Raw genomic sequence first — 10,447 nt, forward strand, 5'->3', positions numbered from 1 at the left:
TTACCTAGGAGGGTATATGGAATTTGAAATGTTAGATCAAGAAACAGCCGGTAAAACCATTATTAAAGTGGTTGGAGTCGGTGGCGCTGGCGGTAATGCCGTTCAGCATATGATTCGTCGTGGTGTAAACGGCGTAGAGTTTATTTGCATGAACACCGATGCTGGCGCTTTGCAGCGTTCTGAGGCATCTGTGAATTTGCAACTAGGCTCTAGCGGACTTGGTGCCGGCGCTAAACCAGAAATCGGGGCGGCATCTGCAGAAGAAGCTCGTGCTCGTATTGCTGATACATTGCAAGGCGCTCACATGGTATTTATTACTGCCGGTATGGGTGGCGGTACAGGTACTGGTGCCGCTCCAATTGTTGCGCAAGTCGCTAAAGAGATGGGCATCTTGACTGTTGGCGTTATTAGTAAGCCATTTGATTTCGAGGGCGTGAAACGCTTGAAGGTTGCTGAAAATGGCGCAGCTGAACTTGAATCTTACGTAGATTCATTGATCGTAGTTCTCAATGAAAAGCTGTTTGAAGTGATGGGCGAGGATGCTGAGTTTGATAAGGCATTTGCTTGTGCGGATGATGTATTGCATAACGCAGTATCTGGTATCGCCGAAATCATTAATGTGCAAGGTTTGATCAACGTTGACTTTGAGGACGTGAAAACTGTCATGGGTGAGCAAGGTAAGGCCATGATGGGAACTGCGACTGTCTCCGGTATGGATCGCGCACGCTTAGCTGCTGAAGCAGCAGTTGCTTCACCGCTGCTTGAGGGGGTTGATTTATCCGGAGCACGTGGCGTGCTTGTCAACATTACTGCTAGCCGTTCATTGAAGTTATCTGAGACTCGCGAAGTGATGGCTGCAATTCGCGGCTATGCCGCAGACGATGCAACGGTAATCTTCGGTACTGTATATGACGAGAGCTTGGGTGATGCATTGCGCGTAACTGTTGTAGCTACTGGTTTGAATAATCCGCAAGCACGTCAAAAAAATCAACCTGAAGTCGTTTGGAGACAAGCTACTGGTACCCATGATGCAATGCCAACGATGGCAGACTTAAATAGCTTTGCTCCTGCAAGTGCCTCGGCAGTAATGAGTAAAGCAGGCTTGGATTCAGCTTTGAGTACTAGCGCTGGTTTGGCGATGACGGGCTCTGGTAGTGCGCCTGCTATGGCTTCACAGCCGGCTTCTGGTGGGGTTGATTACAGCCAATATGACTTGCCACGCGTATTCCGTAGCTCGCGTGAGGCTACACCAGCGCCTACATTAGGGGCTGATAGCTCTCCTCAGGCTAAATCCATGCTGGACAAAGGGGCGGATTACTATGAAATCCCCGCTTTTTTGCGTAAGCAAGCAGATTAATTGACTGCTTAATACAATAGGTTATTGCAAAATGCCAGCGCGGCGCCCCTCCGGACGACGAATCCCGCGCTTGCGTTGGCATGCTTACTAACAATTACTTATTGGAGACACCATGATTGCTATCGGACAAAAATTACCAAACGCTACCCTTTATGAATTTTTTGATGAAGAGAGCGAGGGTTGTTCTTTAGGACCAAATGCATTTGAAGTGGAGAAGTTGACTGCTGGAAAGAAGATTGTGATTTTTGGTTTGCCGGGTGCATTTACTCCAACCTGCTCCGCAAAGCATGTTCCTGGATATGTGGAACATTACGATGCACTCAAAGCAAAAGGCGTTGATGAAATTTGGTGCGTTTCTGTAAACGATCCATTTGTGATGGGTGCATGGGGTCGTGACCAGAAAGTGGGTAAGAAGATTCGTATGATGGGTGATGGTAGTGCCGAGCTCACTAAAAAGCTTGGTCTTGAATTGGATCTCACTGCTCGTGGTTTGGGAGTGCGCTCTGACCGTTACGCGATGATTGTTGAAGATGGTGTGGTTAAAGCTTTGGATCGCGAAGCCCCTGGCAAGTTTGAAGTAAGCGATGCCGCTTCAGTATTGAAAAAGTTGTAAGAAGTTATTTCTGAATTTACGAACCATGATTAAGCAACGTACAATCGCAACCCCGATTAAAACCGTGGGGATTGGCTTGCACTCTGGGCGTAAGGTCACCTTGTCTATCAAGCCTGCGCCCGTAAATTCAGGAATCTTATTTGTGCGCGTAGATACTCCGGAGCAATCTGTTGTTCCGGCTACCGCTTTAGCTGTGTGTGACACCCGTCTTGCATCCGTCATTCAAAAGGATGGCGTGCGTGTTTCGACTGTGGAGCATTTGCTTTCTGCTTGTGCTGGCCTCGGTCTTGATAATCTTCTTATTGAATTAGACGGTGAAGAAGTGCCGATCATGGATGGTAGCGCTGCTTCATTTCTGTTTCTGATGGAGTCCGCTGGCATCTTAGAGCAAGATGAGCCGAGACAATTTTTGGTAATCAAAAAGCCAATTGAGGTAAGAGATGGCGATAAGCTTGCGCGCCTAGAACCTTTCTTTGGTTTTAAGTTGGACTTTACGATTGACTTTAAACATCCTGCTGTTGATAAGACTGGACAGCGGTTTATTGTTGACTTTGCGGAGCATGCCTATCGAAGTGAGATTGGCCGCGCCCGCACTTTTGGGTTTGCCCATGAAGTTGAGGCTTTAAGAGAGATGGGTTTAGCACGCGGCGGTAGTTTGGACAACGCTATTGTTCTTGATGAGCATCGCATCTTAAATAACGAAGAGTTGCGTTATGAGGATGAGTTTGTGCGACACAAAATACTGGACGCTATTGGTGATCTTTACCTAGTGGGTCATCCAATTGTGGGTGGATACATTGCCGAAAAGTCAGGACATGCCTTAAATAATGCTTTGTTGCGCAAGCTTTTAGACGACCCTAGTTGTTACGAAATCTGCAACTTTCCAGAAAATAAGGCTCCCCAGGCCTACTCTAAAGAGAATCAACCCCTCTTTTTTTAATACTCCTCTAGGCTATTTTGGGTTATTTCGCAGCAGGCGCTCTACAGCCTTACGCAACTCTGAGTCAGGCGCTAGTTTTTCCAATAAGGACTCCCAAGAGGCCTTAGCTACTGAATTCAAGCCCGTTGGTTTCCTGCCTATTTGTTGGGTAATGCGGGGTTTAATTTCCCAGGGGGCAGATGCGGGTTTTATGCGGACTTTAATTGCGGCGCAGACAACCCCATTTTTCTCTAACTCATTGATTAAGCTAGGTAAAATTTGCTGAAGACGAGATGCAATACTGGCTCCACTGGCCAGTAAAAACAACTCATTTTGGCTACCACTATGCCAACCAATCTCGATTTTCGGAGCTAGGTTGCCTAAATTAAGCTCACTTAATGCCGCATTTAGGGCAATTTTGAGTTTTGCGAGATCTTCAGTTTTCGCAAGGATGCCACCAAGTCCCTCCGAGTCCCGCAGGTAATCAAGCCACTCGTGCGCGGCTTTTGTGCGGGTAGGTTTAGGGGCAAAGTTCATATAAAAAGAGGGGGCGGGTGATAAACTCAAGGACTTAATTTACTTCAATATCCCATGGTAATCGGTCTTCTTAAAACCCTGGTCGGCAGTCGAAACGACCGCCTCTTAAAACAGTATCGCAAAGTGGTTGCTAAAGTTAGCGCTTTCGAGCCTAGCCTGCAAGCTTTGGATGATGCCGCACTTCAGGCAAAAACCGCTGAGTTCAAGTCGCGTCTAGCGTCTGGCGAGTCATTAGACGATATTGCTCCAGAAGCATTTGCAGTAGTTCGCGAAGCTAGCTCCCGCGTGATGAAGATGCGTCACTTTGACGCGCAAATTTTGGGCGGTCTCGCTTTGCATCAAGGCAAGATTGCTGAAATGGGTACGGGTGAAGGTAAGACCCTCACCGCCACACTCCCTGTTTATTTAAATGCTTTGAACGGCAAAGGTGTGCACGTTGTTACCGTAAATGATTATTTAGCACAGCGTGATGCGGAGTGGATGTCTACGCTCTATAACTTCTTGGGTATGAAGGTTGGCGTGAATCTTTCTCAGATGGATCATGCTACCAAGCAAGAGGCGTATGCCGCAGATATTACATATGGAACCAACAATGAGTTTGGTTTTGACTATCTCCGCGACAACATGGTTCAAGATTTAGGCCAGCGCGTCCAACGCGGTTTAGCATATGCCATTGTTGATGAGGTCGACTCCATTCTGATTGACGAGGCGCGCACTCCATTGATCATTTCTGGTCAGGCTGAAGACCACACTGATTTGTATATCAAGATTAATGCTTTGCCTGCTTACTTAGAGCGTCAGATTGGTGAAGAAAAGGCCGATGGTACCGGTGTTGAAAAGCCGGGCGACTACTGGGTTGACGAGAAGTCTCAGCAAGTCTATTTAACAGAACGTGGTCACGATAAGGCTGAGACAGTTTTAGTTGAGCTTGGCGCTTTGAATGATGGCGACTCTTTGTACGCCCCACAAAATATTACTTTGATGCATCACGTGTATGCAGCATTACGTGCCCATACTCTGTATAACCGTGATCAACAATATGTTGTTCAGAATGGCGAAGTCATTATTGTTGACGAGTTCACAGGACGATTAATGCAAGGCCGTCGTTGGTCAGATGGCTTGCATCAGGCTGTTGAGGCCAAAGAAGGTGTACCGATTCAGAATGAGAATCAAACACTAGCCACAATTACGTTCCAAAATTATTTCCGCATGTACGGCAAGTTGGCGGGTATGACTGGTACTGCTGATACGGAAGCTTACGAGTTCAAGGAAATTTATAACCTTGAGACGGTAGTTATTCCACCAAATCGTATTAGTCAAAGAAAAGATCGTCAGGATCAAATCTACAAGACTTCACGTGAGCGTTATGACGCAGTAATTAAAGATATTGAGGATTGCTATAAGCGCGGTCAGCCGGTGCTGGTGGGAACCACTTCAATTGAAAACTCAGAGCTGATTGCTGGATTGTTGGATAAGCGTCAATTACCACATCAAGTCCTAAACGCGAAGCAACATGCGCGCGAGGCAGAGATTATTGCTCAGGCTGGAAGGCCTAAGATGATTACCATTGCTACTAATATGGCTGGCCGTGGAACAGATATCGTATTGGGCGGTAATGTAGGTAAGCAATCATCGCTGATTCAGGCGGATGCCGCTTTATCCGATGAGGAAAAGACTGCCAAGATTAAGATTTTGCAGGACGAATGGCAAAGTCTGCACGATCAGGTATTGGCTGCAGGTGGTTTGCATATTATCGGTACAGAGCGTCATGAGAGTCGTCGTATCGATAATCAGCTTCGTGGCCGTGCTGGTCGTCAAGGAGATCCAGGGTCTTCACGTTTCTATCTTTCTCTTGATGACTCTCTCCTTCGTATTTTTGCTGGAGATCGTTTGCGGGCAGTGATGGATCGCCTCAAAATGCCAGATGGTGAACCTATTGAAGCCGGCATGGTTACGCGTTCGATCGAGTCTGCTCAACGTAAAGTTGAAGGTCGTAACTTTGATATTCGTAAGCAGTTATTGGAATATGACGATGTTGCGAATGATCAGCGTAAAGAAACCTATCGCCTGAGAAACGAAGTCTTAGAAAGCAGTGATATTGGTGAGCTCATTGCGAATTTGCGTGAAGATGTTTTGCGAGATATTTGCTCGTTATATGTTCCGCGCGAATCAATGGAAGAGCAGTGGGACTTGGTTGGGCTGGAGAATGTTCTATCCAGCGACTGGGGCCTTTCTGTCGATTTAAAAAATTGGGTAGAAAATGCGGCATCGATGGATGACGAGCAGATTGTTGAACGTATCTTACAAGCTGCAAAAGAAAACTATGATGCAAAAGTAGAGCTTTCTGGGCGTGCATCCTTTGCCGGATTTGAGCGTTCCGTTCTACTGTATAGCCTCGATTCTCATTGGCGCGAACATTTAGCGGCCTTAGACCATTTGCGCCAAGGTATTCATTTGCGTGGCTATGCTCAAAAGGATCCTAAACAAGAATACCGTCGTGAGGCATTTGAGCTGTATGGGGAGTTGCTTAATGTGATCAAGAATGATGTTGTGAAGAGCATCATGACTGTTCAGATTCGAAGTGCTAGCGAATTGGATGAGGCATCCGAGTCAATGAACGAAGATCTCGCAAAACTGTCCGACGTGCAGTATCAGCATGCGGATGCAAACCTTGAGGTTGCTGGGTCCACGGGTGATCGTGGTGTAGCGATTGAGGTTGCTCCAGCACCACTTCGTGCTGGGCCAAAGGTGGGTCGCAATGATCCCTGTACTTGTGGCAGCGGTAAGAAATATAAGAATTGCTGCGGCGCCTTAAGCTAGTTTTAAATTTGCAGTAGAGCCGCCAGACCTGGCAGCTCTACTTGCTCTCATCTACAATTGTCAGATCATGACAGTGAACTTACCTCTCCCCCAAAAAGACCTGCTTAAGCCAGTAAAAGGCTTTGAAATGGGCATTGCAGAAGCTGGAATCAAAAAAGCGAATCGCAAAGATTTATTGGTGATGACTTTGGCTCCTGGGTCGCAGGTAGCTGGCGTCTTTACCCTCAATCGTTTTTGCGCGGCCCCTGTTCAGGTTTGTCGAGAGCATATTGCGCAGAATGGGGCTAAGGGTGAGATTCGCGCTTTAGTCGTCAATACGGGTAATGCCAACGCGGGAACTGGTGAGCAGGGCATGAAAGATGCCCTATCTACTTGTGCTGCACTTGCTAAAGAGTTGCAGTTAAATCCAGAGCAAATTTTGCCCTTCTCTACGGGCGTGATTTTGGAGCCACTTCCAATTGAGAAGTTGATTGATGCTTTGCCAAGAGCAGTGGCGAATTTAGGTGAGGATCATTGGTTCGATGCTGCAGAAGCCATCATGACAACCGATACTCAGCCCAAAGCTACATCTATGACGGTTGGGACTCCGGCTGGACTTGTGACTATCACCGGCATCTGTAAGGGGGCGGGAATGATCCATCCCAATATGGCAACCATGTTGGGATTCATTGCAACTGATGTAGGTTTTGCCTCTGGTTTGCTGGCTCCATTAACGCGCGAGATTGCCAATCTCTCATTTAATGCCATTACGATTGATGGTGATACCTCAACCAACGATTCTTTCATCATCATGTCTACTGGACAGTCTTCAGTTCAGATTACTTCTGTTGATGATCCCGCTTATGTACTTGTTCGAAGCGCATTAATTGATTTAGCTCGTAAGCTGGCGCAAATGATTGTGAGGGATGGCGAGGGTGCTACTAAATTTATTACGATTGATGTGCAAGGCGGCAAGACCGAAGAAGAATGTCGCTTGGTTGCAGAAGCAATCGCCCATTCGCCTTTGGTAAAAACGGCTTTCTTTGCCAGTGATCCCAATCTTGGTCGTATTCTAGCCGCCATTGGCTATGCCGGTATTGCCGATCTTGATGTGAACCAAGTGCAAATGTGGCTTGGGGATGTATGGGTTGCTAAGAATGGTGGCCGAAACCCTGATTACCAGGAGGCTGAAGGCCAACGGGTGATGCAGTCTCCAGAAATCACCATAAAAATTAATTTGGGTCGTGGATCAGCACAACAAACCATGTGGACTTGTGACCTATCACATGACTATGTTTCTATTAACGCTGATTACCGCTCATAGAGAGTTTTGAAATGAATGACAAGTTAGACCGCTTTTTAAGCCACCTTGAAACTTTTTTACCAAAACCTCTAACAGAGGAACAGTGGAAATCTTCGACCGCATTTCGGTGGCGTCGTCGGGATAGCATCTTTGGCAGCATTGGTTTTCTTCAACCGGTAAAGCATGTTGCCGATATTACTTTTGAGGATCTGAAGAATATTGATCGTCAACGTGATGCCATTCGAGATAACACCAAACACTTTATTCAAAAGAAGCCTGCAAATAATATTTTGCTAACTGGCGCAAGAGGGACGGGAAAATCCTCCCTCATTAAGGCTAGTCTTCATGAGTTTGCTGGCCAAGGCTTACGGTTGGTCGAGGTAGAGAAGGAGCATTTGGCGGATCTAGCGGATATCACCGAGTTATTGGCTGATAGGCCAGAGCGCTTCATTATTTTTTGCGACGATCTCTCATTTGAGGAAGGGGAGTCAGGCTACAAGGCTATGAAGTCTGCTTTGGATGGCTCAGTATCGGCGCAAGTTGATAATATTTTGATATACGCAACCTCTAATCGTCGACATCTTTTGCCGGAGTACATGAAAGATAATGAGAGCTATGTCCATGGCGATGTTGGAGAAATTCATCCAGGTGAGGTGGTTGAGGAAAAGATTTCTTTATCAGAGCGTTTTGGTTTGTGGCTTTCTTTTTACCCACCAAAGCAAGATGAGTATTTAGAAATCGTTGCGCATTGGCTGCGACATTTTGGGTTGAGTGATGTGCAAATTGAGGCGGCGCGAGCGGAGGCATTGGTTTGGGCGCTGGAGCGTGGATCCCGCTCTGGTCGGGTAGCTTGGCAATTTTCAAAACACTGGGCAGGTTTACACGCTGCATGATGGATGCAAATCGGCCAGTTACAGAGGTTGCTGCAGGCATTCTGCTGGACTCGGAAGGTCGCTATCTATTAGGTCAGCGTCCCGAGGGTAAGCCTTACGCAGGTTATTGGGAAGTTCCGGGTGGAAAAATCGAAGTGGGTGAGTCTGTTTTTGAGGCATTAAAGCGCGAGCTTCAAGAGGAGCTTGGGGTTGATATTGAGGCGAGTGAAGAGCTCACAGTTTTAGAGCATGATTACCCTCATGCTTATGTACGCTTACATGTCAGCATCATACGTAAATGGAGCGGAACTCCTCGAGGGTGCGAAGGACAGGCGCTATCTTGGGAGTCACTCTCAAATTCAAGTCCGAGCGTGGGGCCTTTATTGCCAGCTGCTTGGCCTATGCTGGAAAGATTAAAACAGCTAAAAGCTTAAAGTTGACAGAGGGTGAGTCTAAATGGCACATCCACATTCACTAGCTGCGGTTTTCTATCTCTGTCGGTCTTAAGGAAGCGAATAGAAAGTAAATATTTATTCGCACTTATCTCAGAGAAGAGGGTGTCATCTTCAACCGCAATGCGCATGAGTTGATAGACCTTTCCCGATGGAGCCTGCTGAAAAGAGCCTTGGTGCGCGACTACATCTTTAGCTTCGCCTGATTGGCGAAGTAGTCGTAAAAATATTTGGCAAGCCTCATGCCATGGCAAGAGTGGCGCAACATAATTTTCGAGTAGCTCTTTACGCTGATTAGAGGGGCTGTTCTTCCATGCGTGATAACTAGGCAAGTCAATTGGACTTGTTCCACCTGGAATATTTAATCGAGTACGAATGCCATTGAGCCATTCACTTTCAGTAATCCCGGCATTAGGTTTTCCCATCGACTGATTGATATTTAATGCAGCCTTATCAATCTCATTCAAAGTTTGCAAGAGTGCTTCTTGATCTACTTTCTGGGAAGACCTTAAGCTATTCAAAGCGTATTTCTGACGTTCAAACTCTTTGAGTAATAAAGATTTAATATCGCCACGTGAGCCGATGTCGCCCAAGTCAAACAAAATGGCGATTGCATTGTGATGCAATTCTGGATCGTCTGATCTGAGGAAGTGATTAAAGCGGGCAAACAAATACTCAAGCCGAAGCATGCTTCGGACTAATTCATTAAAGGGGTATTCGTAGACAATCACAAGGCTATATTCTATGACGAACCCAGTGGCTTACTCTCAATTTTGAGTAATTTTTGATGGAGATCGAGAACCTTTTGCCGGAGATCTTCCAGGCTCCCCTGATTTTCAATGACGGAATTGGCTGCTGCAAGGCGTGTTTCTCGATTAACTTGGGCTCTGAGAATGCTCTCTACCTCTGGGCGGGCCATTTTATTGCGGTGCATCACTCGCTCGATCTGGGTTTCTTCTGGGCAGTCAACCACAATCAAATAATCAATGAGATTGACCCAAGAGCCTGATTCAATTAGCAGGGGGGTAACAAATACTAGGTAGGGCACTCCAGTTTTCGCTAAGGCGATTGCTTGCTTAGCGGTTTCTTGTTTGATTAGTGGATGTGTAATTTCCTCTAAAGTTTTTCTAGCGCTAGGGTCCCCAAAGACCAAGGCACGCATTTTTGACCGGTCTAAGGCGCCATCCGTATTGATGTATTGGGAGCCAAATACCTCTTGAATACGGGGGAGGGCATCTCCGCCAGGGGCGGTAATCTGGTGTGCGATGAGGTCTGTATCAATCACTCCAGCCCCAAGGCTTCCAAGTATGTCGCTCACTGCAGTTTTGCCTGAACCAATGCCACCTGTTAGCCCTACTAGAGGGATTTCCCCCTTAAGTAGCGCTAAATCAACTTGGTTAGCGGTAATGTTGGAATGATTTGTGGACATAACAACTCAATAATGCCAGCAATGGCCAGAAAGGGTCTTGAATTCAACCGATCGATGCAACACACTACAAACTGCGTAAGCGCAAGGAGTGTTGCTCATGAAACAACGACCTCGAATCTATTACACGGCCACCCAGAAGGCTTTAATGTGGGAGCGGTGGCAAAAA

10 protein-coding genes are annotated in these 10,447 nt (G+C 46.7%); 7 read left to right on the forward strand and 3 right to left on the reverse strand.

Annotation, left to right across the window (positions count from 1 at the left end):
* Positions 1-16: 16 nt before the first annotated feature.
* The 3 genes from ftsZ to lpxC all read left to right on the forward strand — a co-directional run bounded on the left by ftsZ (position 17) and on the right by lpxC (position 2,910).
* Entirely contained in the window at positions 17-1,357 is a 1,341-nt protein-coding gene (ftsZ, locus tag AOB49_RS02030) for a cell division protein FtsZ (protein ID WP_062307267.1), read from the forward strand.
* A gap of 112 nt (positions 1,358-1,469) precedes the next feature.
* A complete protein-coding gene (locus AOB49_RS02035) occupies positions 1,470-1,970 on the forward strand; it encodes a peroxiredoxin (RefSeq protein ID WP_062307270.1) in 501 nt (166 codons plus the stop codon).
* Between the two features lie 25 nt (positions 1,971-1,995).
* The gene (lpxC, locus tag AOB49_RS02040) at positions 1,996-2,910 is read left to right on the forward strand and encodes a UDP-3-O-acyl-N-acetylglucosamine deacetylase (protein WP_062307272.1); all 915 of its coding nucleotides are present in this window, start codon (positions 1,996-1,998) and stop codon (positions 2,908-2,910) included.
* Between the two features lie 12 nt (positions 2,911-2,922).
* Here the strand turns inward: lpxC and AOB49_RS02045 are convergent, their stop codons facing one another.
* Positions 2,923-3,426: a hypothetical protein gene (locus AOB49_RS02045; RefSeq protein ID WP_062307273.1), complete on the reverse strand. Its 504-nt coding sequence runs from the start codon at positions 3,424-3,426 to the stop codon at positions 2,923-2,925.
* 54 nt (positions 3,427-3,480) lie between these two features.
* Between AOB49_RS02045 and secA the strand changes: the two genes are divergently transcribed.
* The 4 genes from secA (at position 3,481) to AOB49_RS02065 (ending at position 8,834) form a co-directional block, all read left to right on the forward strand.
* Positions 3,481-6,246, forward strand: coding sequence for a preprotein translocase subunit SecA (secA, locus tag AOB49_RS02050; RefSeq protein ID WP_062307276.1), 2,766 nt, complete (start codon positions 3,481-3,483; stop codon positions 6,244-6,246).
* A gap of 67 nt (positions 6,247-6,313) precedes the next feature.
* Positions 6,314-7,549, forward strand: a complete 1,236-nt coding sequence (argJ, locus tag AOB49_RS02055) for a bifunctional glutamate N-acetyltransferase/amino-acid acetyltransferase ArgJ (RefSeq protein ID WP_062307278.1) — start codon at positions 6,314-6,316, stop codon at positions 7,547-7,549.
* An 11-nt stretch (positions 7,550-7,560) separates the two neighbouring features.
* Positions 7,561-8,421, forward strand: coding sequence for an ATP-binding protein (locus tag AOB49_RS02060; RefSeq protein ID WP_062307280.1), 861 nt, complete (start codon positions 7,561-7,563; stop codon positions 8,419-8,421).
* Entirely contained in the window at positions 8,418-8,834 is a 417-nt protein-coding gene (locus AOB49_RS02065; RefSeq protein ID WP_062307283.1) for an NUDIX domain-containing protein, read from the forward strand. The genes AOB49_RS02060 and AOB49_RS02065 overlap by 4 nt, the downstream gene beginning before the upstream one ends.
* On the opposite strand, the gene zapD is transcribed toward AOB49_RS02065, so the two are convergent.
* Both zapD and coaE read right to left on the reverse strand, forming a co-directional pair.
* Positions 8,831-9,583: a cell division protein ZapD gene (zapD, locus tag AOB49_RS02070; protein ID WP_062307285.1), complete on the reverse strand. Its 753-nt coding sequence runs from the start codon at positions 9,581-9,583 to the stop codon at positions 8,831-8,833. The genes AOB49_RS02065 and zapD overlap by 4 nt on opposite strands.
* An 11-nt stretch (positions 9,584-9,594) precedes the next feature.
* Positions 9,595-10,281 (reverse strand): dephospho-CoA kinase, encoded by a 687-nt coding sequence (gene coaE, locus AOB49_RS02075; protein WP_082784016.1) that lies wholly within the window; start codon positions 10,279-10,281, stop codon positions 9,595-9,597.
* Positions 10,282-10,447: the final 166 nt, after the last annotated feature.

It is taken from the genome of Polynucleobacter sinensis (assembly GCF_001595985.1).
In the GTDB taxonomy this organism is placed as follows: domain Bacteria; phylum Pseudomonadota; class Gammaproteobacteria; order Burkholderiales; family Burkholderiaceae; genus Polynucleobacter; species Polynucleobacter sinensis.